The organism is Bacillus sp. FSL K6-6540, from assembly GCF_038007545.1.
In genome coordinates this window covers 660,230-685,260 of sequence record NZ_JBBOXH010000001.1, presented here as the reverse complement: position 1 = coordinate 685,260, position 25,031 = coordinate 660,230, and the positions used below count along the sequence as shown (strand labels likewise).

Below are 25,031 nucleotides of genomic sequence, written 5' to 3'. Positions count from 1 at the left end.
CATGATTAATAAGCAAAACAATAAGTTGGGCTGGCTTTTTGCCAGTCCCTACATTATTTTCGGATTGGTATTTTTCCTGGGGCCGCTCCTTTGGTCCTTGTACCTTTCTTTTACGAATTGGGACCTGATTGCCCCCGAATTTGATTTTGTAGGGCTGGATAATTTCCGAAAAGCCATGGCCGCACCCGGGGTGCAATCCGCGTTCTGGGTTACCTACAAGTTCATGATGCTGTTTGTTCCATTGGTAACCGCGATGTCGCTCGCCGTCGCCGTTGTTATACAGGGACTGCCCAAGTTCAAAAGCGTGTACCTGATCGGCTTCTTTCTGCCGTATCTGTCCTCTGGTGTTGTTGCATCCCTGATTGTACAGGGCTTTCTGTCCTACAACAGTCCGGTCAATGAATTCTTGAGAGGCACATTCGGGATCAATATCGACTGGCTCGGCTCACCGTTCTCGGCGCTGTTTATCGTCGGTCTGATTTTGGCCTGGAAGTTCACGGGTTATTATGCCTTGATCCTGACCTCGGGGCTTGAAAGCATTGATAAGGAAGTTTATGAAGCAGCTGCCATTGATGGGGTAACCGACAGGCAGCGATTCTGGAAAATCACGCTGCCGCTCTTGTACCCTGCCCTGTATACAACGCTCATTCTCTCGTTCGGCGTAACCTTCGGTATCTTCACGGAAGTTTACCAGCTGACAGGCGGCGGGCCGAACTTTGCAACCAATACATGGCAGATGGAAATCTTTAATCAAGCCTTTACGAATTTGCAAGCCGGATACGCGTCTGCGATTGCCATTATGGCATCCATCGTAACGTTCATCTCCATCTTCGTGATTCGTAAACTGCTGGAAAGCTGGGGGAAACGAAATGGTTGGGTCTAAGAAAAATAGTAAACGTCGTCTCGCGGGCCGCTATGTACTGGCAACCCTTCTGCTTCTCGTCATGGTGTACCCCTACTTGTACATGGTGCTCAACTCTTTTGCCGATTGGGCGCAGGTGGACAGGCAGCTCGTTCCAAGCAAATTCTCGTTAAAATCCTATGAATGGCTTCTTACCGGAGGCGAGGTTGGCATTGCCCGGCCATGGATGAACGCCTTCTTCAACAGCGTCATCGTCTCGGTAGCCTCCACCTTCCTTATGATGCTGTTCGGAATCATGGTGGCCTATGCGCTGTCCAAATTGAAATTCCGGGGACGCGACACCGTGAATAACTTCGTGTTGTTCCATATGTTCTTCCCGGCGATCATTCTGCTGATTCCGAACTTTCTCATTATTCAGAAGGTAGGACTTTACGATACGTACTGGGCTATGATCATTCCGAAGGCCGTCAGTTTATGGGCGATCTTCATGTACACCAACTTTTTCAAAGCCGTACCGGATGCTTTTATCGAAGCAGCGAAACTGGATGGGGCATCGGATTTCAAGATTTTGTACAAAATCATGCTGCCTATGTCCAAATCCATCACTGCGGTGATCTTCCTCTTCTTGCTGATGGAGCGTTGGACCGAGCTTCTATGGGACATGATCGTTGTCCGCAGCGACGACATGCTGACGCTCAACGTACTCTTGTCCCAGATGTTCGGGCCATACGGCAGTTACCCGGGTCCGCTCTATGCGGCATCCGTCCTGCTTACCGTGCCGATTATTATCATGTTCGCGATCTTCGGCAAAAAGTTCAAGGAAGGCATGCAGTTCAGTCTCAAATAAAACGCTGGTGGCTTCAAATGACGCATCAGAACGTTGCAGGAAGCTCGAATATGAGGGTCTGTACTTTTTTACAACCTGCCTATCCGGGCTTCTCTTAAATAAAGGGATGAAAACAGCTTTCATCCGGGAGTGGAAACGTATGGACAGAAACCAAAAAAAGTGGTGGCAAAAAACCGTCTTTTATGAAATTTACATGCCAAGCTTCTGTGACGGCAATGGGGATGGCGTCGGAGATTTTAAGGGGATCACCTCCAAGCTGGATTACCTGAAGGAACTCGGAATCGGCGGAATTTGGCTGACCCCCTTCTATCAATCGCCCAAGATCGATAACGGCTACGATATTTCGGATTATTATGCCGTCGATCCGGAATACGGAACGATGGAAGATTTCGATGGTTTCATTCATGAAGCCCATCGGCGGGGTATCCGAGTCATTGTGGATCTCGTGCTGAACCATACCTCATCAGCCCATGCCTGGTTCCAGGAGTCCAAATCCTCCACCCTTTCTCCGAAGCGCGACTGGTATATCTGGAAGTCTCCCGTTAATCAAGAGACGCCGAATAACTGGGAGTCCTTCTTTGGAGGCAGCGCCTGGGAATGGGATGAAGGCACGGGGCAGTATTATTACCATGCCTTTGCCAAGGAACAGGTGGATCTGAATTGGACCAACCCGGAAGTCCGGCAAGCCATGAAGGATGTTATGGGATTTTGGCTGGATAAAGGGATCGACGGCTTCCGGCTGGACGTCATCAATTTCCTTAAGGTCTCCGGTGATTTTCAGGATAATCCGTTAGATGATAACGGCGAACAGATCCACCGGTACGATCAGAACCAGGACGGGATTGTGGAGGCGATCGGCGACATTTGCCGTTATGTGCATGAACGCGAAGGCATTTTTATGGTAGGTGAAGTCGGTTCCGAGGATATGGACATCCTGCTCCGCTACAGCGGCAGCGGCCTTCTCGATGTGGTTTTCAATTTCAACCTGGGAAGTCAGGAGCAATTTCGCCCGGAGGATTTATATAGGGAGATTCAACGCATGGAAGACCAGCATGCATCCGATCAGCTCCCCACCTTGTTCTTCAGCAGCCATGATATGCAGCGCCACATCTCGAGATTTGGCGAAGGCGATGCGCAGTTCGAGGAGCAGCGAGCCAAACTGATGGCAGCCCTCATGTTAACGGCGAAGGGCGTTCCGTTCATCTATTATGGCGACGAGATCGGGATGAGGAACCATATCGCGCACCGGATCGAGGACATGAGGGATATCCAGGGCCTCGGCCACTACGAAGCCGCAATTCAGAATGGAAGAACGGAAGAGGAGGCTATGGACTTGGCCCGGGCCAAGAGCCGCGACTACTCCCGATCCCCCATGCAATGGAACGGTGATCGTTACGGCGGCTTCTCGGATCAAACACCTTGGATCGGGATGGGGCCCGGGCACGAACAGATCCATGCGCAAGCGCAACGGGAGCAGCCGGATTCCATGTATTCTTTTTATAAAAAGCTGCTTTCGCTTCGTGTCCAGCATGCCGCCCTCTCTTCCGGCGATTACGTAAAGCTGGAGCAATTGGAGGGATCGGCAATCGCTTATACCAAACGATCCGGCTGCGAGGAAGCCGTCATTGTCCTTCAATTCGGTTATCAGCCGCTTCGGCTGGACCTGTCCGATTGGTCAGACCAGAGGCTGGAGCTGGCTGCTGCAAGCGGCGAGATGGTATCCCTCGGCGGATCGGTAATCGAAGTCCCACCGCACACGGCTGCGGTATGGGTATCCTAAGACGCAATTATTTATGGTTTATATAAGGAGGCATCATACGGTGGCATTAAACAAATCCTCTGTAAAAACTTGCGCAACCCTGCTGCAAGAATATCAATGCAAAAAATCCACGGTCCAGAACCCGGTCAAGCTTTCGTTTTCGGGTGTAGGCGACAAAGACGTATATAATATCACGGCTCCCTTCAGGATTGACGGAGTCACCGTCATTGCAGGCCGGGTGGAGTCGCGAGACAGCGAGCATTCCGAAATCCGCTTCTTCGTGGAGCAGGACGGCACCTGGGTACCGAAAGAAGGCGCCTCTGTCTTTACGCTTCAGGATCCGTTCTTTACCTTCATTCATGGCGAACTGGTTCTGGGTGGCGTTGAAATCTTCCCTCACCCCACGATGGAGAATGCGCTGATGTGGAGAACCGTATTCCGGAAAGGCCAAACGCTGAACGAGCTCTCCCTTTTCTTCACGGGTCCCGACGCGATGAAGGATTTGCGTCTCACGGAGCTGGCAGGCGGCGAAATCGGCGTATTTACTCGTCCTCAAGGCGAAAAAGGCGGCCGAGGTAAAATCGGGTTTACCAAGGTGAGCTCGCTGGAAGACGTGACGGTAGAACTCGTTAACGATGCCCCCCTTCTGGGTGACCAATTCATCGATTCGGAATGGGGCGGGGCCAACGAGCTGCACTTGTTGAGCAATGGGCTTGTCGGCGTGCTTGGCCATGTTGCCAGCTTCGACGAAGCCGGGGATCGCCACTATTATCCGATGGCGTTTGCGCTAGATCCGCAGACGGGCGAGTTTAGCGATATGGAATTGATTGCCGTACGCGCCGAATTCCTGCCGGGTGAAACCAAGCGTCCGGATCTCGCTGACGTCGTGTTTAGCGGAGGCCTCGTTCGCCATGCTGACGGTACCGCCGATCTCTATGCCGGCATCAGCGATGCGGAAGCGCATCGTATAACCATTCAGGATCCGTTCCTCAAATTCGAACAGTAAGAAGCAGTTTCCAAATAAATAAGAACATTGGATAGGGGTAAACAACCATGAATATTTACAGATATGAGGAGAACCCTCTGATTACACCGGCCGACGTGAAGCCGTATCATGACGGCTTCGAAGTGATTGGCGCCTTCAACGCAGGCGTTGCCGAATATAACGGCGAAGTGCTGCTGCTGCTTCGGGTCGCGGAGCGCCCGATCAGCGCCGATCCGATGATTGTCAAAGCGCCTGTATTCGATGCAGATACACAGAAGCTGGACATTTTGGAATTCCGTACCGACGATGCTCGTTATGATTTCTCCGACCCGCGTGTCATTCGTAATGTGAATCACAGCGCTACCTTCGAATATTTGACTTCCTTATCCTATATTCGAGTGGCACGCAGCACGGACGGTCATCGCTTTACCATCGACGACAAGCCGCTGGTATATCCCGCGCAGTCGCTGGAAGCGTTCGGAATCGAAGACCCGCGCGTTACGCAGATCGGCGATACGTATTATATCTACTTCTCCGCCGTATCTTCGGTAGGCGTTGGCGAATCCATGGTTTCGACGCGAGATTTTGTGAACTTCACGCATCACGGGATGATTTTCGGACCGGACAACAAGGACGTGCTGATCTTTCCTGAGAAAATAGGCGGCAAATACTACGCGCTGCACCGTCCAACGACCAAGAGCACGGGCAACCCGGAAATGTGGATCGCCGAATCCGATAATCTCGTATACTGGGGCAACCACAAACATCTCGCAGGCCTGCGCGATGGCATGTGGGACAGCGGCCGCATGGGCGGCGGGGCCGTACCATTCCGCACGGATAAAGGCTGGCTGGAGCTGTATCATGGCGCAACGTTGGATCACCGCTACTGCATGGGTGCCCTGCTGCTGGATCTGAACGATCCATCCAAAGTCATCGCCCGCTCCAATCAACCGATCATGGAGCCCAAGGCCGATTATGAGAAGAACGGATTCTTCGGAGACGTTGTCTTCTCCTGCGGCGCATTGGTCGATGGCGATGTCGTGAGGATGTATTATGGCGTAGCCGATACTTCCATGGCTTGCGCTGAGCTGAGCGTGAAGGAAATTCTCGACAGCCTGACCTATGTATAAGGTTTCTCTGTTTGATAGCAGCAGATACATTTGAAACGATCGTTGATGAGCAGAAGATATGCCAAATGGATCCTCGTGTCGCCATGTCAAGAGGATCCTCCCCCAAAAACCCGAGGCCTTGTTATCGCAGGCCTCGGGTTTTTTGGCATCCGCATGACAGGCTTCCGCTGCATGCCTGAGTGGCTCAGCCAGGATCCCGGTTTTATTTCCCCGATGCCGCAAATATATATGGAAGCGTATACAAAATAAGTTACAATGAACTTAGGAAATCATCTTATCTCATGCTTCGAATACATACCGAGGAGGAATGCCGTCATGATTAAAGGAATTGCCCATCTGGCGTTCGATGTTGCCGATATGGAGAAATCCCTGCATTTTTACTGTGATGTGCTTGGTTTTACCCGTGCTTTTGATATTCCCAATGATCAGGGCGAACCGTGGATCGAGTACATTAAGGTGCGTGATGGACAGTTTATCGAGCTGTTTTACGGCGGACAAAATAAACCGGCCCGTGTAGAGCGGCCCGTCGGATTCTCCCATCTCTGCCTTGAGGTTGAAGACATCGAGCGCATCGCGGAGCACCTTCGCAAGCAGGGCGTGAAGCTGGACGTCCAGCCGGTTCAAGGAAAAGACTTCAACTGGCAGTGCTGGGCCAGGGACCCGGACGGCAACCGGATCGAATTCATGCAGCTGGATCCGAAATCGCCCCAGATGAACTGTTAGACGCTGCCATCGCCAGCCGAATCTCTGTCATACCTTACCCGAGGCCCCTGTGGAAACAAGCATCCGCTTGATCGCCGTTTTATTATCCTGTGCGCCGTACCACACGAAACATGCAGAGCTGAAAAAACATCCGAACCATGCGGCCGCTTCCCGAAACGAATCTGCCGACAAGGGTCTTGATTGCAACGACATTCCGGCGGCTGTCGCCCGATAATCTCAAGGTCATCCCGTATACAGGGTTGACCTTGTTTTTTCTTGTGCAAAATGTAGAGACAGGCCGTGCATTCAACATCTTGCCAACTTCTGTTAATCCGGCTACAATATAACCACCGAATTATTCAAATTTGAATAATATGTACATAGTTGAATAAGGAAAAGGAGTATCCTTAACATGAATGCACAACAAAGCAACATCAAATTGGTCGTCGCTGGTCTGCTGCTCGGCATCTTCATGGCCGCCATCGATAACACGATTGTAGCGACCGCGTTATCGACGATTATCCGCGATCTTCAGGGCTTCGACCAAGTCGTCTGGGTAACCTCGATCTACATGGTTGCCGTTATGGCGGGCACGCCGATATTCGGCAAGCTGTCCGATATGTACGGACGGAAGCGGTTCTTTATATTCGGACTGGTTGTCTTCCTGATTGGTTCTGCCCTCTGCGGGATGGCGAACAATATGACAGAGCTTATTATTTACCGGGCGATTCAAGGAATCGGCGGCGGTGCTCTTATGCCGATTGCCTTTACCATCGTGTTTGACCTGTTCCCGCCGGAGAAGCGCGGCAAGATGACGGGTCTTCTCGGCGCCGTATTCGGCACCTCCAGCATCATGGGACCTCTGCTGGGTGCTTTTATCACCGACAGCATCGGCTGGGAATGGATATTCTATGTCAACGTTCCGATCGGAATCGTGTCCTTTATCTTCATTATGACGTCTTACAAGGAATCGCGTTCCCATGCCAAACAGAAGATCGATTGGACCGGGGCAGCGACGCTTGTCGGCGCCATCATCTGTCTGATGTTCGGTCTGGAGCTGGGCGGGCAAACCTATGCATGGGATTCTCCGCAAATTCTGGGCTTGTTCGGGGGATTCATTGCTTTGTTTATCGTGTTTCTGTTCGCAGAGACCCGAGCAGCCGAACCCATTATTTCGTTCCAAATGTTCCGTAAACGCCTGTTTGCTTCAAGCAATATCGTTGCCTTGTTCTATGGAGCAACGTTTATCGTGGCAACCATCTACATCCCGATCTTTGTGAGCGGAGTGTACGGTGGATCGGCAACCAATTCGGGCCTCATTCTGATGCCGATGATGCTCGGCAGCGTATTCGGGAGCCAAGGCGGCGGTATGCTGACGACCCGGACTTCGTTTAGAAACATCATGATCCTGTCCGTCTTGTGCTTTATCACAGGCATTTTCTGCCTAAGCACGATAAGCCCGGATACGCCGCGCTACCTGTTAACGCTCTTCATGGTCCTGACCGGCTTTGGCGTCGGGTTCTCGTTCTCCACGCTCAGCATGGCCTCCATCCATAACTTTGATGCCAGACAGCGCGGCGCGGCAACATCGACGAACTCCTTCCTTCGTTCCTTCGGCATGACGGTGGGGATTACAATCTTCGGGATCATCCAGCGCAACGGCCTGAACAACCGGCTCGCGGAAGCCGGAGGAAACGCGCCGGCCGGTGCCGAGTTAAACGCGGATGCCGTCCTTTCGCCTGAAGTGATGGGGCAGCTCCCGGCGAACGTGCGCGAACAGATCACGGCTTCATTGGCCGATTCCATCGCGAACACGTTCATGTGGGCGCTTGTGCCTGCGGTGCTGGCTCTCGTGTTCGTCCTTATGATGGGCAACGAACGGGTGACCGTTCCCGCCAAAGCCAAGGGAGCCTGATGGCATGTCCATGAAGCTGGCCATCCTGGGCTTGCTGCTGGAAGGAGACCATCATCCGTACGAGATCCGGATCAAGATGAAGGACCGGGGCATGGATCAATATACCAAGCTCCAGATGGGCTCCCTCTATTACGCGGTAGACCGGCTCGCCGAGGAAGGATACATCGAGGCCGTGGAAACCATCCAAAGCGACAGCCGTCCGGATAAAACCATCTACAGGATCACGGAATCCGGACGCAAGCTTTTTGAACAGCTGCTGCTCAAGAAATTCAGGGACATCGAGCCCGTGCACCACCCGCTGTATATGGCGCTGCCCTTCTCTCGCCACGCAGACCCCGCCGTTCTGGCCCCCATCCTGCAGACCCGGATCCGGGAAGCCGAACACCGGGTGAACCAGGCGCACCAACTATACGTGGAGCACCAGCATATCGTCCCCCGCAGCACGCAGCACCTGATGATCGGGATGTATGAGCACGCCAAGACGGACCTGAACTGGTTAAGAAGGCTGCACGAGGACCTGGTGCAAGGGAAGCTCGGCACGATCGGCGAGTCGTTGTTTCCCGAGGACGACCAGGAAGGACGATAATGCCAAGGGGGCTTTCCACCTGCTATTGAATACGCAAAAAAAGCGAGCACTTCCCTCCCTCAGGGTTGGTGCTCGCTTTTTTATATGAAAACGAAATTTAGAACAGGAACTCATCCGGGTTGGAGCCGAAACGTTTGTTTTGGTTCAAGCCGTCAATGGCCGCCATATCTTCTGCGGAAAGCTCGAAATCGAAGATGCCGGCGTTTTCACGGATCCGATGATCTTTAATCGATTTCGGAATGACGATGACGCCGTTCTGAATGTCCCAGCGCAGAATGACTTGCGCCGTGGTTTTTCCGTATTTCTCCGCGATCTGAGCCAGCGCCGGTTGATCGAGGTTGCCCTGCATCAACGGGCTCCACGCTTCCAGAACGATATGATTCTCGCGTGCATAGCCCAGCAGCTCCTTCTGGGAAAGCAGCGGATGCAATTCCACTTGGTTGACGACGGGTACCACGCCGGTATCCTCAATGATATGCTGCAGGTGGCGGATTTGGAAATTGCTGACGCCGATGGAACGAACGAGGCCTTCTTTTTGCAGATGAATCAATGCCTTCCACGTCTCGAGGTATTTATCTTTACCCGGCCAGTGCACGAGATATAAATCAACGATATCCAGCCCCAGCTTCTTGCGGCTCGTCTCAAAAGCTTGCAGCGTCTTCTCATAACCCTGGTCATCGTTCCATACCTTGGTGGTGATGAACAGCTCGTCCCGCGAAACTCCGGATTCGCGAATGGCTTGCCCTACGCCCTCTTCATTGCCGTAGATGGCAGCGGTATCGATGCTGCGGTACCCTGCAGCGATTGCTGATTTTACGGACTGAATAACCTCTTCGCCTTCTTTGGTCTTCCATACGCCAAGGCCCAGCCACGGCATTTTTACGCCGTCATTCAAAGTAGGTCCATCGGTAAAAGTTTGATTGGCCATTCTGAAATCCCTCCTGTTTATGTAATGCAGCGGATATTTGGCCGCTTTCTCCAGTATATCAAAATCCCAGTATCCCGCTCAACGTTACAGCCCTTGCGAGGGCTGCGGACATTTTTTAACTCCATTTAAACGGGGTTTAAACTTCGTCGGATACAATGGGAACAGATACAGGAAAAACAGGCTTTGCGGCCGTTTAATCAGGAGGAATTAATACCCCATGGAAAAACTCATGCTTATCGTTGCCTTAACCGCGCTTGCCATTACATTCGTTCTCTTCGTCGGAAATATCGTGAATAACGGACTGTCCGCCGCCTTCAAACTGAACAGCCGCGCCAAGAGGCTTGCCGTCGTGCTGATCATCGTCTACGCCGTTTCGATCAGCGGATTCGCGCTTCTCCACCATAACTAATCCCATCATTCATCGCCAAAAAGGGCCGTCCTATGGGCAGCATGCTGCTATAGGCTCGGCCCTTTATTAATCGTTACGGCATTTGCATGTAACCTATCGTTTTAAACCTTGCGTCTAAAAATACCGAAGGTCAGCAGCCCGCATGCCGCCAGAAACAGATACGGCCCAGCGGCCGCTCCTCTGATCGTCTCTCCAAAAAAATCAATGGTCTTGGACGACACATACATCATGGTCAGGAAAATAGCGACCAGCGCAAAGGCGTAGGCAATCAGCTTGTTCATCTTCTTCTCGCGAACCACTTTCAAAAACGGATAGATGAAACATACGATGAACAACACGCCGCCCTGCATAAAGCCGTTCTCCGCAGCCACGCCGATATCCAGCCATTTAAAAAAGAAAGAGGCTATCGCCAAACAGGTTGCGATAAAAATAAATTTGCTCCCCAGATCCCACTGTTTAAACCGAAATTTCATCCATGTACACTCCCCTAGTGTCAATCCCCCGGATGCCCAGCACCCTTCGATAAACTTAGGGTCCATTATACCGGATTTTTGCGGCCGGGGATAGATCAACTACAGGTCTGCAGCACTATTCAGCCATACCGTCTTGTTCGCGGCCGGTTGACGTTTCCCCTGCTTCGGCTCCATGTCCGGATACCCGATGTACAGGAAACCCAGCATTTTATCGTCAGTCTTCAATCCGAACGCTTGGTTCATCAGCGCATGGAAACACGGCTCGCCGGTTCTCCACACGGCGCCAAGACCCAGCTCATGAATTTGCAGCAGCATGTTCTGGATGCCGGCGAATACCGCTCCGTACTCTTCCAGCTCAATCACCTTCGGATCCGTCGACGGCTCAACCGCCACACCGATGACGACCGGAGCGCGGTACGCCTTCGTACGTCCCGATTCGCGCGCTGCGTTCACGGCCTCTTCGCTCGTATCGTCGCCGCCGGCCACCTGAATATCACCCAGGGCATTGCCGAGCACGTCGCGGCCTTCCCCTTGCATGACAAAGAATTTCCACGGCTCCGTCAGCTTGTGGTTCGGCGCCCAGGTTCCTGCTTCGACGATCTGTTCGATCAACTCCTGCGGTACGGCGTCAGGCTTGACCTTGCCAAGGCTGCGGCGCGTGCGGATAGCTTCACTTATGTTCATATTTGATTTCCTCCCGAGCTCTATATAGTTGGTCTTATTTGCATACTCCTAATTGAGAGTCTATCTCAATTATAACAAAAAGAGAAGGGGACACCTATCGAGATTCTCGGGTACGGTTCATGTCATAAATTGACCAGTTGAAGAATAACAAGCTCTTCTCTGTCTCCAAATCCTCGATTACAGCCTAGAATTATTGTAAATCCTCCTCTGTTTTACTAGCATTTGGATCGAAACGTTCACATCCTTCTCCTCTATTTTATCTAGATTTCCATGCCATTATCTGGGATAATGGGGTTTAACTCACACAAGAAGATTAGGAGGATGATTCATGACTGATAAGCGACTTATAACGCCCGAGGATTTGTACCGGATGCACTGGGTGAATGACCCTGTCGTATCCCCCGCAAGCGGGGCCATAGCCTATGTACATAAGTCCGTCAGCGAAAAGCACGACGGTTACCGTTCCCATATCCGCCTGCTTCCCGCAGGGGGCGATCAGGATATTCCCTTCACTTCCGGCGAGGCCGATGCATCACCCGCTTGGTCCCCCGACGGGTATGAGCTTGCCTTCTTGCGCAAAAAGGGCGATAAGCCACAGGTATGGATCATGCCTGCCAACGGAGGGGAAGCCCGCCCCGCTACCGACCTGAAGCACGGCGTCAGCGCATTTAAATGGTCGCCGGACAGCTCGCGTCTGCTGGTTCGGAGCGAAGCCGAAGCGGCTGAATCTACCGAAAGCGAAGAGAAAGACAAAGACGACAAGCACAAGCTGCCGGAAGAAAAAATCATTAACCGCATTAAATATAAAGCCGATGGCCCCGGATTATGGAATGACCGCCGACATCATCTATTTATCGTGAATCCGGCTACGGAAGAATGCAAACCAATCACCGAAGGCGATTTTGACGTATATGCCTTTGCCTGGTCACCCGACGGCGGCAGCATCGCATACAGCAGCACCCTCGCCACGGAGCATTTCCCGGACCCGGATCTTCGCTTGACGAACGATGTGTTTGTCATGGACCTGTCCAGCGGATCGGTAACCGAAATCACGGACGGAACCCTCTCGATCGGTTCCATTGCGTTCACCCCGGACGGGCAGCATGTACTCATGCTTGCCAGCGATCTCAGCTGCGGGTTTGCCACGCTGACCAAAATCCACCTGGTTCCGCTCTCGGGCGGAGAAGCCCGCGTCCTCTTCACGGACATGGACGTTCAGCTCGGGCACGCCGCTGTCAGCGACATGAGAGCTGGGGCGGGAACGCCTCCCCTGTTCAGCAAGGACGGCCGATCGGTTTACGTTCAGCTCAGCCAGGATGGGGGCGTCCATATTGGACGTTTTGCCTTGGACGGTTCCACCTTCGAGCTGGTGGTGGCAGGTGAACGCGAGGTGTACCAATTCGCACTGACACCGGAAGAGAACGTGGTATTTGCCGCTGCCGACCCGCTGCAGCCAGGCGATCTGTTCAGCTTCACTACAGGCAGCAACGAGGAACGCCGTCTGACGAACTGCAATGAGGAGCTGTGGAACGAGCTTACGTTAAGCACGCCGGAGTCCTTTACGTTCCGTACGTCGGACGGCTGGCCGATCCAAGGCTGGATCATGAAGCCTGCCGGCTTCGCGGAAGGCTCCAAGGTCCCGGCCGTGCTGGAGATTCATGGCGGTCCGCAAGCCATGTACGGACACACGTTTATGCATGAGTTCCAGCTGCTGGCGGCAGCCGGCTATGCCGTTTTCTATACCAACCCGCGTGGCGGCCATGGATACGGTCAAGTCCACGTCAATACCGTCAGAGGCGATTACGGCGGGCGGGATTACCAGGATCTGATGGAAGCCGTGGATTATGTTGTGAATACCTACACTTATATCGACGCTTCCCGTCTCGGCGTGACCGGCGGCAGTTACGGCGGCTTCATGACCAACTGGATCGTCGGTCATACCGACCGATTCCAAGCTGCGGTAACCCAGCGCTCGATATCGAACTGGATTTCCTTCTACGGCGTCAGCGATATCGGCTATACCTTTACCCAGGATCAAATCTGGGGCAATCCTTGGGACGATCTCGACAAGCTGTGGAAGCACTCCCCGCTCGCTTACGTGAAAAACGTCAGCACGCCGCTGCTTATCCTTCACGGCGAACAGGACCTCCGCTGCCCGATCGAGCAGGGAGAACAGCTGTTTATCGCCTTGAAGCGACTGGGCCGTGAAACCCAGCTGATTCGCTTCCCCGGCGCGGACCATAACCTGTCCCGCAGCGGCCATCCGCATCTGCGGGTCAAACGCTTGAGTCATATCGTCCGCTGGTTCGTGGAGCATATCGAAAGATAACATCAAAAGAAAAACCATCCCCGTGCGAGCTGGCGCAATGAACGCTCGACAGGGATGGTTTTTTTGTGTTGGTTCATCAAACAGGACCGTACACCCTCTCGCCCGCTACAACAGTCTCCCGGACCACCATGCCCGATCCGTCCGTATCGCAGTCGAACAGCGTCAGGTTCGCCGGGCTCCCGAGCGCAAGCTCGCCCAACTGCGGCATATCCAGCACCATAGCCGGGCGGACCGTGACCGCGCTTACTGCTTCCGCCAGCGTCATATCCGTATAGCGAATCGCATTCGCAATGCCAACCTCCAGCGAAGAAGCGGATCCGGCCAGTATCGCCGGATTCGCTACCGTATGCAGGCGCCCGTCCGCCGTCAGCTCGACTTCGCCTCCGATGAGGCTGCTGTACCTTCCGGGAGCCATGCCGCCGAACATGACGGCATCGCTGACAAGCACCGCTTTGTTCCGTTTTGCCCGCAGCATCGCTTTCAGAACAGGGGGCGCCAGATGGTGGCCGTCCGGTATAAAGGTGGCCCATAAGCGGTCGTCCGCCAGCTGGTGCCAGATATAGTTGGGGTGGCGCGGCAAAACGGGCTGCGAGCCGTTCCCCAGATGCGTCGAAACCGTCGCCCCTGCCTGCACTGCCCGATCGATCTGCTCGCCGGTTGCCATCGTATGCCCGATCGCGACGATAACACCTGCCTTGACTACCTTCTCTATAAATGGAACCGAGCCTTCGCGCTCCGGCGCGAGTGTCACCATCCGGATAAGCCCGTCAGCCGCATCCTGAAGCCGTTGAAACTCATCCCAATCCGGATTGCGGATATACTCCCTCGGATGCGCCCCGCGACTGCCGTCTTCATCGGAAAGATAGGGGCCTTCCATATGAATGCCGACTATCGAGGCGCTCCCGAACTGCTTGGACCCGGCATACTTGGACAATGCCTGAAATGCTTGACGCATCCGGTCGTAGCTGCCCGTGATGACCGTTGGCAAGTAGGCGGCGACCCCGCACCGATGCAGCGCCCGCGTCACACCTTCAATTTCGCTTTGCGACGTCACGGTTCCATTCAAATCGTATCCGCCGAAGCCGTTGACCTGCACATCGATCCAGCCGCTGCTGATCCAGGGCAGCAACGCCGTCTTATCCCCCTGACCTAACCGTCGTATAGCCGCGATCCGTCCGTCTGACGACTCTACCTCAACCGGCTCGCCGGTGTGCGGGAGCTTTCCACGCCACATCATAGGTGCCCCCTGCCTAAGCCCATTGATATATCGGCGCTGCCGATGCTTTATCCAGATACAGCATCCAGCTGGAATGCGTCTTCAGGATGGTAGCCGGCACCCGGTTATCGACCCCGCCTTGAATCGTATTTTGAATGGCTGCCGCTTTCGCCTGATGAGGCACGACCGATACGATATGGCGGCTCTTCAAAATCTGCTTGACCGTCATCGTAATCGCCTGTTTGGGCACTTCCTCATTCGTTGCAAACCAGCCTTCCCTTACCTGCTGGCTCTTGCAGGTATCGCTGAGATTCACGATCGTATAAGGCGAATCGTTATCAAAATCGGCCGGCGGATCATTAAAGGCAATATGCGCATTCTCCCCGATCCCGATCAGGGCCAAATCCACGGGCGCTTTGACGATTTCCTCGTTCAGCCGCTTCACCGTTTCCTCGGGATCGCCCTCCCCGTTGATGAGCCAAGCTTGGCCGACGCTCGCATATTTCAGGAAGCGCTCCTTCAAGTACTTGCGAAAGCTCGCCGGATGGGATTCCGGCAGCGCGATGTATTCGTCCAAATGGAACATTTCGATTCGTTCCCATTCCAGATTCAGCTTCACGAAGTGCGACAAAAACTCAAACTGCGACGCGCCCGTCGACAGGACGATTCGCGCTTTTCCTTTCTCCGCGATTGTATCGCGGAGAATGACCTCGCAAGCGCGGGCCGCCTCCAAGCCTGCCTGATCCGCATGTTCCAAGATGTTCAACTGCATAATGATAATTCCTCCTTGTTGTACAACATTGTAGAAATGTAAGCCATTAGGCCAGAACGCTGCTATTCATAAATTCCTCCAGCCTCACCATGCGTTTTTCTACGCGGGAACGCTCGGCGGCAAACGCCATCAGATGACTCTGGATCGATGCTTGGGCAGAGGTTGTGCTGTTATGCTGTCCCTTGGATTGAACCGACTTCACAAAATCGGCGATCAAACGCATATCCCCGCCGCCATGGCCTACATGGCCTTCCGGATCGACGAGCTGGATCACTTCCTGCTTGCCGCTGCCGAAACGGCGGATCTCGATCTCATTAGTCTCCATCGTGGCCCGTATTTCGCCTTCGGTGCCCATTAGCTTGATGGTACGGTTGCATTTCTCCGTGAACGCGCTCATCGTGAACACCGCCGTAATGTCATGCTCGAACTCCATGCTGACGACCTGATGATCCACGACGTCGTTATCGCAATGGTACACGCACCGGCCAAAAGGACCCTCCAGCATCGCTTGGTAACGCGCTTCGTAACTCGGGTCGTTGCTCGCAGCCTCGCCTTTCCAGCCCGCATTCTCGATCAAATACGTATTCGGCGCATAGTACTGGCATTCGTGCGATACCGGGCATCCATCCAGGCAGCGCTTCGGCGCGCCGGGCGGAGCCGACTCCGGACGGAAATGCGACAGGTGGCCATAGGAGGCCACGCTTAGGCATCGGCCTCCCGCCAGCCATTGCATGATGTCCAAGTCATGGCAGGATTTGGCCAAAATCATCGGGCTGGATGACTCGCTGTTATTGAAATATCCCCGCACATACGAGTGGGCCTGGTGCCAATAGCCGACGTTCTCGTTGTGCTGGATCGACATCAGGCGGCCGATTCGTCCTTCATCGAGCAGCCGTTTAAGCTCTTGGAAAAAAGGCGCATACCGGAGAACATGGCAAATCGTTAACGTACGGTCGAAGGCTTCCGCCTGCCGGCCCATATCGATGCATTCCTGCCACTCCGGGGACATCGGCTTTTCCAGCAGCACATGATACCCGGCTGCCAACGCCTTCATGGTCGGCTCATAGTGGTCCCGGTCCCTCGTGCAGATGAAGACCGCATCCGATTGACGGGGTCCGGCAAACAGCTCATCCCAGCTTGCAAAGCATTGCTCATCCGCTATCCCGAACTTCGCTTGGCAGCGGCTGCGCCGCACCTCATCCGGATCGGCAACGGCAACAATCTGCATCTCCTCCGGTCGCTGGAGCGCATATCCGCTGTAAATCATGCCGCGAAGGCCTGCTCCGACCAGCGTGACCGTTAGTGGTTTTGGTTTACTCATGTCCTTCCACATCCTTTCCCTCTAGTTGCCCGCGATATTCTACCCGTGGTTCGTTCAGCTCGGAGGGATCAAGCATCTTGAAAATGCCGGGAAACACGACGCTCATCGCTTCCTCCTCCTCAAGCTGCCGAGCCCTGACCAGATCGGCTGCGCTGCTCACAGGATGAATGGCCGTAATCGTGCCGATTCTATGGTCAACCTCCGCGGCAAGCTGCACATACAACCCTTCCCGACCTACCGTATAGAACGGGATCGCTCCCGCCTGCCACTCATCAAAGTGGGAGATAACCTCCATGCACCGGATGACATCGTACGTGCGCAGCGCAGCCAAACTGTCCCCGAGCCAGATCAAATCATCGGCAAGCTTATGCAGCACCCCAAAATAAGAACGCGCGGGCTTACCATAGATCGGATAGGGCTCATGAGGACCGACCCCGGACGTGTTCAGCACCAGCACGGCGCGGCCGGATCGGCAGGTTTCCTGAATCCAGGCCCAATGCGCTTTCAGCTGGCGGGTCCCTCCCCGCCAAACGGCAACGGTCAGCGGCCGCCTTCGTTCGGCTGTATCCTCGGCCAGTCGGAATACATAACCGCTGTTCATGATGCCCTCCTGCGACCACCACAAGCGATAATCGGCCTCAAGGCCCTCCACTGCGCCCAGCCCAATGATGCGCGGGTTCAATTCGCAAGGCTTCCGGGAGGCGTAAATCTTCTCCTGCAGCCACTGCCTTGCTTGATCCTGACTTTGCTGCGTCGGCAGCAGCGAACGGGCTGCTGCCAGCTGGTCGCAGCGATCGGCATTGAAGTCCCGGATCGTCCTTCCGGCCGCCTTATCCCGGTACATCTGACCGCTGGGACTGCACCACAGTTGTTCCGGAGGCAGCGCCTCGATCTTCATGGCATCGTTGGGAACAACCTTCACCTCGAGATGCCGGACGAAAAATGCCGCGGCCGCCGCGGCCAGCCGATCCGTATAGCGGTGCGTCGAGGCGTCGGTCACAAGCTGCAGGTCGCCCGGGTGACCGAGCAGCTCCCAGAAGCGCCTGCAGCGATCAACGGTGCGCCGCGTGCCTTCAATCGGGAAGAAATCGTATTCTGCCGCCAACACGATCAGCGGCTTCGGCGCAAAAGCGATAAGCAGATCCTCATGGTCGTAACCCAGCCCGGACAGGCCCGGCCATACCTGCTCGGCATCCTGCACGCCGCCGGCATGCATGTACAGCTGCCGGTTCATGATGAAGGTGGCGGGAGCCGCCGCCGCTATGCGTTCATCGCAGACCATCATCATGGCCGTCTGCGTTCCGCCGCCGGAATTTCCCGTTACGCCGATCCGCGACGGATCGACCTCGGGCCGTTCGCACAAGTAGTCGATGGCACGCATGGCATCGTGAACGAAATATCGGGCTACGCTGTCGCCGAGCATATGGCACTGAACGCCGTACTGCTGATGCTCCTTCGTTCCCCATAGGACGCTCCCTTCCCGATGCTCGAAATCATGAAGGCTAAGGCGCTCGCCCTGCCCGATCGGATCGATGGCCAGCACGATGATGCCCGCCCGGACGAAGTGCTGGATGACGCGCTGATAATAGGCATCATGCTTCGCCCCCAGCTCGTGCCCGCTCAGAAACAGGACGGCCGCGGAGCGTTCTTCCCGGTGATCGGGCAGATACAGATTCGACGTGACGGCATACCCCGGAAGGGACTCGAACATCACCTTCTCTATATGAAAGCCGGTTCCGCGAATACTTCCCGTTGTGCGTCCGTTAAGAAGGGTATCGGTTCTACCATTTGACATGTTGCCGGCGTTCCCCGTGGACCAGCGCGAACGTTCCTTAAGCGGAGACCTGTCAGGCGATGTTTCCTCTCCGAATGCCGCCCCTTCCTCCCGTCCCGGGTTCGCGAATGCATCGGGAAGACCGCCGATGGACCTCAGGAAGGCCGCCCTTATGGCCTCCTGCCGCTCTCTTGCCGCCTCGGCCGTGACGATGGAATCGCGGATAGCATCCCCGGCGGCAAATGCGGCATCGGAACGCTCGAACACATGCGCTTTCAACTGATCCCGCGTGTCGTATAGCGTGCAGACATACTGCTCCAGTTCCTGAACGCTGTTCATCTCGATGAACTCCTGTTGACGAGCGTAGGCGAAACGTCCGGAAGCTTCATCGCCCGGCCTTCGGCAATGGAGCGATTGGCCGTGGCGCCGATCAGAAGGGATTCGGCGCCTACCGAGCTGTCGGCTTGTTGACCTAGCGGATCTTCGATCCCGTCTTCGAACAGCGCCTTGCGCAGCTTCGCATCCCCGCCGCCGTGACCAGCGGCCGATGTATTGACTTCGACCAGCTCTTCCGTGCCATCGGCTCTGAAAATATGAATCCGGCTCGCTTCCCCTTGCTTCATATCCGCGTTGCTGTATACATTCGAGACCTCAATCCGGCCTTTGCTGCCGTTGATCGCGGCGCGCCAGCCCTCATACGGGCTATAGGCGACGAGGGAATAGGTCAGCATCGCATCATTGTCGTACCGGACATTGACCGACATCGTGTCATAAATGTCGATCCGGCCGTCAAACAGGCAGCGGTCCCGCAAATAGCCGTCGGCTTCTTCCGCCTGGCGATAGTATTTTTCAAGAAACGGATCCTTTTCGATATCCATATAGAACTCGCACTCGTCTTTCCGGTGGCAAGTCAGGCATCGTTCTCCATGGTCCTGCCGGTCGTCCCCGTACACCCGTCTCGTCCCAAACGCATGAACTTCCGCGGGACGGCTGTTCATCCACCAGTTCACGATGTCGAAGTGATGCGTGGACTTGTGAACCAGCAGCCCGCCGCTGTTCTTCATCTCGGCGTGCCATCTGCGGAAATAGTCCGCGCCATGCAGGCGGTCCAGAAACCACTCCAGATCAATATGGTAAACATCTCCGATGGCCCCTTGCAGCAGCAGTTCCTTCACGGTCGCAAAATAAGGCGCAAACCGAAGGTTGAACGTGACCGTCACCTTCTTGCCGCTCTCCGACTCCGCCTGCAGAATCTCCCGGCACTTGTCTTCGTCAATCGTCATCGGCTTCTCGCTAATGACGTCGCAGCCTGCCCTCAAGGCTTGCACGATGTAGGTATGATGCGTGTAATCCGTACTCGCCACGATCACGACATCCGGCTTCGCGGCGGCGATCATTCCGTCAAAATCATCGTAGACGGGGATCCCCCCGCACTCCTCGCTCAGAAAGCGCGCCCGCACCGGATTGGCATCATACACGCCTTCAAAGGCAAGGACGCCTCTCCAATCGGTAACCATCGGCTTAGCAAACATATACAGCGCTCTCGATCCAGCGCCGACCAGCACGTACTTCTTCATATCGTAAGTTCCTCCTTCAGCCTTTCATCCCTGTCGAAGCGATGCCTTGAACAAATTGCTTCTGCGCGAACAGATAGACGATGACGACCGGCAGCGTCGTAATAACGGCCCCCGCCATCAGCAGCGCTTGATTGACGTTCTCCGATTTCAGGTAGAGCAAGCCGAGCGGCAATGTGTACAATTCCTTGTCTTGCAGGTAAATCAGCGGGCCCAGCGTGTTGTTCCACGCGCCCATGAAGGTGAATACGCCCAGCGCGGCCAGCGCCGGCTTGCACAGCGGCAAATAAATTTTGAAGAATATGCCCGGCGGGCTGCAGCCGTCGATCGTAGCCGATTCATACAGCTCTTTGGGCAAGGATTTAATGAACTGATGCATTAAGAAAATACCGAACGCCCCGCCCAGGAAGCTGGGCACGATCAAAGGGTAGTACGAATTCAACGCCCCGAATTCCTTCCAGATGAAATAGGTCGGGATCATGGTCACTTGCGACGGAATCATTAGGGTAGCCAGCATGATCATATAGATGAGCCCCCGCAGCCGAAAGGTAAACATCGCCAGCCCGAAGGCCACGAAAGCGCTGGAGACCAAGGATCCCACCATCTCGATCGAAACGATGAAAAAGCTGTTCAAGGTATATCGACCGAAGTCGACTTTATTCCATATCGTCACATAGTTATCCCAATTCAGCGGATTCGGGATGAGCTGCGGCGGCATCTGCGAGATGGCGCCAACCGTCTTCAGCGACGTGGACAGCATCCATATGAACGGGAACACCATGAAAACCGCACCGGCAATCAGCAGCAGGTACATCAGCACCTTAAGCAAGGGGTGAGTCGTCTTAGTCATAGTGCACCCACTTTTTCTCGAAATACTTCTGAAACAACGTGAAGCTCAGGATGATGACAAACAGCAGCCAGGCCGTTGCCGATGCCGGTCCCATTTTGAAGAGCAGGAACGCATCCCGGTACACCAGCAGATTCGGCACCATATTTCTCTCCGGTATGCCCGTGGTGATGGAGCCGAACAGACCGAGGAACACGTCGAATGCCTGGAATGCCGAGATGGTAGACAAAATCATGACGAGATACACCATCGGCGTTACCATCGGGAACACCACCTTCGTCAGCTGCTTCCAGCCATTGGCGCCATCGATCTGCGAGGCTTCCAGCACCTCTTTCGGAACGTTCTGCATGCCGGCCAGAATCATGATCATGGATTGGCCCACGCCCTTCCATACCTGAACGATCGCGATGCTGGAGATGACCATCAGCCAATGGCTGCTGTCAATCCATTTGACGGGGGCAAGGCCGACAGACTCCAGCACCCAGTTAATTACGCCGTATTGATAGTTGAACATCCACACCCAGACCACGCCGCCGGCGATCCACGGTGTCACGACGGGGAGGAAATAGAACAGCCGGAACAAGCCCTTGGCCCGGATGGCCTGATTCAGCATGAATGCGATCACGAATGCCATTAACGTCTGAATCGGCACGAAGATGAGCGCAAACACAAACACGTTCCGGATGGACACCCAGAACTCGTGCTTGTTCAGGACGCGCACCCAGTTGTCCAGTCCGATCCACCGCGGGGGGTTAAACAAATCCCACTCCGTGAAGGAAATATACGTGGAGAAGAGGATCGGAAATAAGAGAAAAACCACGACATTGATGACAAACGGCAATGTGAAGATATAACCCCAGTATCCTTGTTTCTGCATGACACACCTGCCTTTCGTTAACGAAGCAAGGGATGCAATCCGACACGTCGTCAAGACTGCATCGCCCTGATCCCATGAAAGTTATTTACCGGAGTCCAGCACATCCTGAACCTTGGCATGAATATCCTTCACGCCGTCTTCCACCGAAACGTTACCCACCATGATTTCATTGACCACCTGCTGCACCAGAATGCGCCATTCGCTCCAGGTAGCATTCTCATCCAGGGTAACGCCGCCTTCGTTAATGCCGTCCGTGAAAGCCGCTTTGTTCAGCGGTTTGGTTGTGCTGTCCTTCAATTGATCCAGCGCCGACTTTTTCACGGGCAGCGTGGATCCCGTCTTGACGACGATATCCTGCACTTCATCGCCGAGATAATATTTCAGGAACTCCCAGGCGGCATCCTTCGATTCCTGCTTCGCTCTGGAGGAGACCAGCCACGTGTTGGCTACCATCGGAACATAGCGCTTGCCGTCAACCCCTTTCGGAATTTTGACGACATCCCAGTTCGTGTCGGCAAAGCTCTCGTTCATATTCACCTGCAGGCTGTATTGAAGGAAATACATCGCGGCCTTGCCGCTCGCGAATACTTCGAGCTCGCCGCCGTTCGCTTTCAGGTAATCGATATCGGCAAAATAGCCTTGATCCAAACCGTCATACAGCTGCTGTAATCCGGCCGCGGTTTTGGGATCGTCAAACCGCGATTTCGTCAGGGTGTCGTCCAAGGCCGAGCCGCCTGCCTGCTTGATCCAAGGAAACCAGCCGTTGGTGATGGAAAAGGAACCGATGAATCCGAATTGGCTCGTGTTGTCTCCATCCTTGACCGTCAGCTTCTTGGAGGCCTCAATCAGGTCGTCATAGGTCCAGTCGTCGGTTGGTACAGGTACGCCCGCCTTCTCGAAGACATCCTGGTTATACGCGAGCGCAATCGGGTTAATGCCGTGAGGCACGCCCCAGATCTTGCCTTCAGGCGTTTTGGCGGAGAACAGGCCGTCGATGTATTCGTCCGCTTTCAGGTCGGCTTCAATGTAGGAGGACAAGTCCTCTGCCACGCCTCGTTCCCCGTAGCTAAGTATGGTGGCGTTCTCTTGGAACCAGACGTCCGGCATCGTGTTGCCTGCAATCTGCGTGGCGATCTTGGACGTAAAGTCCCCCCAAGGCGCTTCTTGGATTTCAACGTTGATGTGGGGGTGGGACGCAATAAAACCGTCGATAATTTCTTTACTCGTCACCTCATAGCTGCCAGGGAGCCCAATCTTGAGCGTCACCTTCTCTTTGCTGCCTTCCGCTTCCCCCGGCGAGACCTCCCCATCGGTTGACCCGCCGGATGAGGAGCAAGCGGTGAACATCATCATAAACGCCAGCATCAAAGAGATTACCTTTACCTTTTTAGACATTGAAAACCCTCCTTTTTGAGTTGCAAATAGAGATTGCGTGTTTTCTGCTCCAGCTCATTCCAATGGTATTGATTCTATAGTAATCGATTTCTGTAACGAGTATAGCATGGAAGCCCTTTCTTGAATAGAGTTTTCTATGCTCCCATCGATTATTTTTATAATATAAGTCTGACTTTGAGCGTTGTATAAGGTATTCCAAGGTTTAACAGGGATTGTTTTCCACATGCTGAATCAAGAAACGAATAGAAAAAAGTTAGTAATCGATATCTTTTATAACAACTAATAAAGCCCGAGCGTTTTTGTTATGCCCGGGCTTTAAACCATCCTTGTATTCACTTGTTCTCCCGGATATCCCGGACCGATTTTCGCTCCAGCAATTTAGGCTGCAGCATCACATCGAACATCGGGCTATCCTCGCCCTGCATCATATCCAGCAGCATTTTGCAGGCCATCTTCCCCATCTCGTAATCGGGCTGCTTAATCGTTGTGAGCGGCGGATGAATCATCTGTCCCACGTCAATGCCGTCAAAGCCCATCACCGAAATCTGCTCCGGCACCTGAATGTCGCGCTGCGACAATTCGTTGATCACCCCAAAGGCCATCATGTCGTTGCACGCAAATATCGCCGTCGGCTGCGGCGAATGTTCCAGCAGTCTCTGCGTGAGCTGCTTGCCCGTATCGAATTCGGTGACCGCATTATACACTTCCTCGGTCGGGGACTCGACCACCAGCGGCTTGAGACCCGCGTCCTTCATCGCCGACATATAGCCCTGATGAATGCTTCGGCGGCTTGGGCGATCCAGCTTGGAAGTGACGTAACCGATGCGCGCATGCCCCTTCTCCTGCAGATGCTTGGTTGCGATGTAACCGGCCTTGTGGTAGTCGAACTCGATCTGGTTAATGTTGTCCTCATCGATCTTCTGATCGATGGCGATGACGTTCAGGCCAAGTTTCATCAACTGGGTCAACTGGCTCTTATCCTTGGAGATCGAGGAGATGATCAAGCCTTTGACCTGCTTCTCCATGATCGTCCTTAAATATTCGTCTTCCAGGGCCGGATCTTGCAGGGAGTTGCATACGATAACCGTAAAGCTATTCTGCCGAGCCACCTCTTCGATCCCGAAAATGACGGAAGAATAAAACGGGTTCACAATAGAAGGAATGATGACTCCGATCGTATTGCTGGTATTCTTCTTCAACTGTTTGCCGAGCATATTCGGAATATAATTGGACTCCTTCGCGATTTGCTGGATGCGCTCTTTAAGCTCCTTGCTGACAGGATAACTGCTGTTGCTTAACACGCGCGAAACCGTTGCCGAAGAAACATTTGCCATCTTCGCTATATCATGTATTGTGGTCGGCTTCTTCATAGGATCCCTCACTTATAGTAATCGTTTACTATTGTAAAGTATACAAATAGCTGACATAGAAAGCAATAAACCGATGAAAATATCCGTCAAGCTCATGCCCCGTTACATCCGTAGCTCCCGCATTTTTCGACGCTAGCCCCATTAACCGGAACGCTATTCAGTCGCTGAATGCGACGAACGCCAACATCGATTTGTCCTCCGTGCTTGCGAACAAAAAAAGACCGCCGGGTCATCCCCGGCGGCAAATATATTGGTGGAAGGAAATTCATCGTTCAG

23 protein-coding genes are annotated in these 25,031 nt (G+C 54.1%); 11 read left to right on the top strand and 12 right to left on the bottom strand.

Annotated elements, in window-relative coordinates; all coding sequences use genetic code 11:
• Nucleotides 1–4: 4 nt before the first annotated feature.
• The 9 genes from MHH82_RS02950 to MHH82_RS02910 all read left to right on the top strand — a co-directional run bounded on the left by MHH82_RS02950 (nucleotide 5) and on the right by MHH82_RS02910 (nucleotide 8,786).
• Nucleotides 5–883 (top strand): carbohydrate ABC transporter permease, encoded by an 879-nt coding sequence (locus MHH82_RS02950; RefSeq protein ID WP_235201867.1) that lies wholly within the window; start codon nucleotides 5–7, stop codon nucleotides 881–883.
• Nucleotides 870–1,709, top strand: a complete 840-nt coding sequence (locus MHH82_RS02945; protein ID WP_012818776.1) for a carbohydrate ABC transporter permease — start codon at nucleotides 870–872, stop codon at nucleotides 1,707–1,709. Before MHH82_RS02950 ends, MHH82_RS02945 begins: the two co-directional genes overlap by 14 nt.
• Before the next feature lie 139 nt (nucleotides 1,710–1,848).
• Nucleotides 1,849–3,489, top strand: coding sequence for a glycoside hydrolase family 13 protein (locus tag MHH82_RS02940; RefSeq protein ID WP_340963118.1), 1,641 nt, complete (start codon nucleotides 1,849–1,851; stop codon nucleotides 3,487–3,489).
• Between the two features lie 13 nt (nucleotides 3,490–3,502).
• A complete protein-coding gene (locus tag MHH82_RS02935) occupies nucleotides 3,503–4,474 on the top strand; it encodes an MTP-1 family protein (protein WP_445661955.1) in 972 nt (323 codons plus the stop codon).
• A gap of 47 nt (nucleotides 4,475–4,521) precedes the next feature.
• Nucleotides 4,522–5,583 carry a BtaManbiosPhlase gene (locus tag MHH82_RS02930; RefSeq protein WP_145040019.1) on the top strand — a complete coding sequence of 354 codons (1,062 nt, stop codon included), beginning with the start codon at nucleotides 4,522–4,524 and terminating at the stop codon, nucleotides 5,581–5,583.
• A 315-nt stretch (nucleotides 5,584–5,898) separates the two neighbouring features.
• A complete protein-coding gene (locus MHH82_RS02925) occupies nucleotides 5,899–6,306 on the top strand; it encodes a VOC family protein (RefSeq protein WP_012818772.1) in 408 nt (135 codons plus the stop codon).
• 49 nt (nucleotides 6,307–6,355) lie between these two features.
• Nucleotides 6,356–6,520 (top strand): hypothetical protein, encoded by a 165-nt coding sequence (locus tag MHH82_RS02920; protein WP_186326520.1) that lies wholly within the window; start codon nucleotides 6,356–6,358, stop codon nucleotides 6,518–6,520.
• 177 nt (nucleotides 6,521–6,697) lie between these two features.
• Complete coding sequence (locus MHH82_RS02915) at nucleotides 6,698–8,200, top strand: MDR family MFS transporter (RefSeq protein ID WP_340963107.1); 1,503 nt, start codon at nucleotides 6,698–6,700, stop codon at nucleotides 8,198–8,200.
• Nucleotides 8,201–8,204: 4 nt separating this feature from the next.
• Nucleotides 8,205–8,786 (top strand): PadR family transcriptional regulator, encoded by a 582-nt coding sequence (locus MHH82_RS02910; RefSeq protein WP_340963104.1) that lies wholly within the window; start codon nucleotides 8,205–8,207, stop codon nucleotides 8,784–8,786.
• A gap of 97 nt (nucleotides 8,787–8,883) precedes the next feature.
• On the opposite strand, the gene MHH82_RS02905 is transcribed toward MHH82_RS02910, so the two are convergent.
• Nucleotides 8,884–9,714 (bottom strand): aldo/keto reductase, encoded by an 831-nt coding sequence (locus MHH82_RS02905; protein ID WP_009594154.1) that lies wholly within the window; start codon nucleotides 9,712–9,714, stop codon nucleotides 8,884–8,886.
• A 217-nt stretch (nucleotides 9,715–9,931) separates the two neighbouring features.
• Between MHH82_RS02905 and MHH82_RS02900 the strand changes: the two genes are divergently transcribed.
• Nucleotides 9,932–10,123, top strand: a complete 192-nt coding sequence (locus MHH82_RS02900; protein ID WP_012818769.1) for a hypothetical protein — start codon at nucleotides 9,932–9,934, stop codon at nucleotides 10,121–10,123.
• Nucleotides 10,124–10,224: 101 nt separating this feature from the next.
• Here the strand turns inward: MHH82_RS02900 and MHH82_RS02895 are convergent, their stop codons facing one another.
• Both MHH82_RS02895 and MHH82_RS02890 read right to left on the bottom strand, forming a co-directional pair.
• The gene (locus MHH82_RS02895) at nucleotides 10,225–10,596 is read right to left on the bottom strand and encodes a hypothetical protein (protein ID WP_012818768.1); all 372 of its coding nucleotides are present in this window, start codon (nucleotides 10,594–10,596) and stop codon (nucleotides 10,225–10,227) included.
• Nucleotides 10,597–10,695: 99 nt separating this feature from the next.
• Entirely contained in the window at nucleotides 10,696–11,280 is a 585-nt protein-coding gene (locus tag MHH82_RS02890) for a nitroreductase family protein (RefSeq protein WP_340963096.1), read from the bottom strand.
• Between the two features lie 328 nt (nucleotides 11,281–11,608).
• On the opposite strand from MHH82_RS02890, the gene MHH82_RS02885 reads away from it, so the two are divergent.
• A complete protein-coding gene (locus MHH82_RS02885) occupies nucleotides 11,609–13,609 on the top strand; it encodes a S9 family peptidase (protein WP_340963095.1) in 2,001 nt (666 codons plus the stop codon).
• A gap of 76 nt (nucleotides 13,610–13,685) precedes the next feature.
• On the opposite strand, the gene MHH82_RS02880 is transcribed toward MHH82_RS02885, so the two are convergent.
• The 9 genes from MHH82_RS02880 to MHH82_RS02840 all read right to left on the bottom strand — a co-directional run bounded on the left by MHH82_RS02880 (nucleotide 13,686) and on the right by MHH82_RS02840 (nucleotide 24,755).
• Nucleotides 13,686–14,846: an N-acetylglucosamine-6-phosphate deacetylase gene (locus MHH82_RS02880; protein WP_340963092.1), complete on the bottom strand. Its 1,161-nt coding sequence runs from the start codon at nucleotides 14,844–14,846 to the stop codon at nucleotides 13,686–13,688.
• Between the two features lie 13 nt (nucleotides 14,847–14,859).
• A complete protein-coding gene (locus tag MHH82_RS02875) occupies nucleotides 14,860–15,597 on the bottom strand; it encodes a glucosamine-6-phosphate deaminase (RefSeq protein WP_340963089.1) in 738 nt (245 codons plus the stop codon).
• Nucleotides 15,598–15,643: 46 nt separating this feature from the next.
• Nucleotides 15,644–16,918: a Gfo/Idh/MocA family protein gene (locus tag MHH82_RS02870; protein ID WP_145040030.1), complete on the bottom strand. Its 1,275-nt coding sequence runs from the start codon at nucleotides 16,916–16,918 to the stop codon at nucleotides 15,644–15,646.
• A complete protein-coding gene (locus MHH82_RS02865) occupies nucleotides 16,911–19,031 on the bottom strand; it encodes an alpha/beta hydrolase family protein (protein WP_340963085.1) in 2,121 nt (706 codons plus the stop codon). Before MHH82_RS02865 ends, MHH82_RS02870 begins: the two co-directional genes overlap by 8 nt.
• Entirely contained in the window at nucleotides 19,028–20,269 is a 1,242-nt protein-coding gene (locus MHH82_RS02860; RefSeq protein WP_340963082.1) for a Gfo/Idh/MocA family protein, read from the bottom strand. The genes MHH82_RS02865 and MHH82_RS02860 overlap by 4 nt, the downstream gene beginning before the upstream one ends.
• Nucleotides 20,270–20,285: 16 nt before the next feature.
• A complete protein-coding gene (locus tag MHH82_RS02855; protein ID WP_009591862.1) occupies nucleotides 20,286–21,116 on the bottom strand; it encodes a carbohydrate ABC transporter permease in 831 nt (276 codons plus the stop codon).
• On the bottom strand, nucleotides 21,109–21,990 hold the full coding sequence (locus MHH82_RS02850) for a carbohydrate ABC transporter permease (RefSeq protein ID WP_090910407.1): 882 nt from the start codon (nucleotides 21,988–21,990) through the stop codon (nucleotides 21,109–21,111). Before MHH82_RS02850 ends, MHH82_RS02855 begins: the two co-directional genes overlap by 8 nt.
• Before the next feature lie 81 nt (nucleotides 21,991–22,071).
• On the bottom strand, nucleotides 22,072–23,385 hold the full coding sequence (locus MHH82_RS02845; RefSeq protein ID WP_012818759.1) for an ABC transporter substrate-binding protein: 1,314 nt from the start codon (nucleotides 23,383–23,385) through the stop codon (nucleotides 22,072–22,074).
• Between the two features lie 332 nt (nucleotides 23,386–23,717).
• A complete protein-coding gene (locus tag MHH82_RS02840; protein ID WP_145040035.1) occupies nucleotides 23,718–24,755 on the bottom strand; it encodes a LacI family DNA-binding transcriptional regulator in 1,038 nt (345 codons plus the stop codon).
• Between the last annotated feature and the right edge of the window lie 276 nt (nucleotides 24,756–25,031).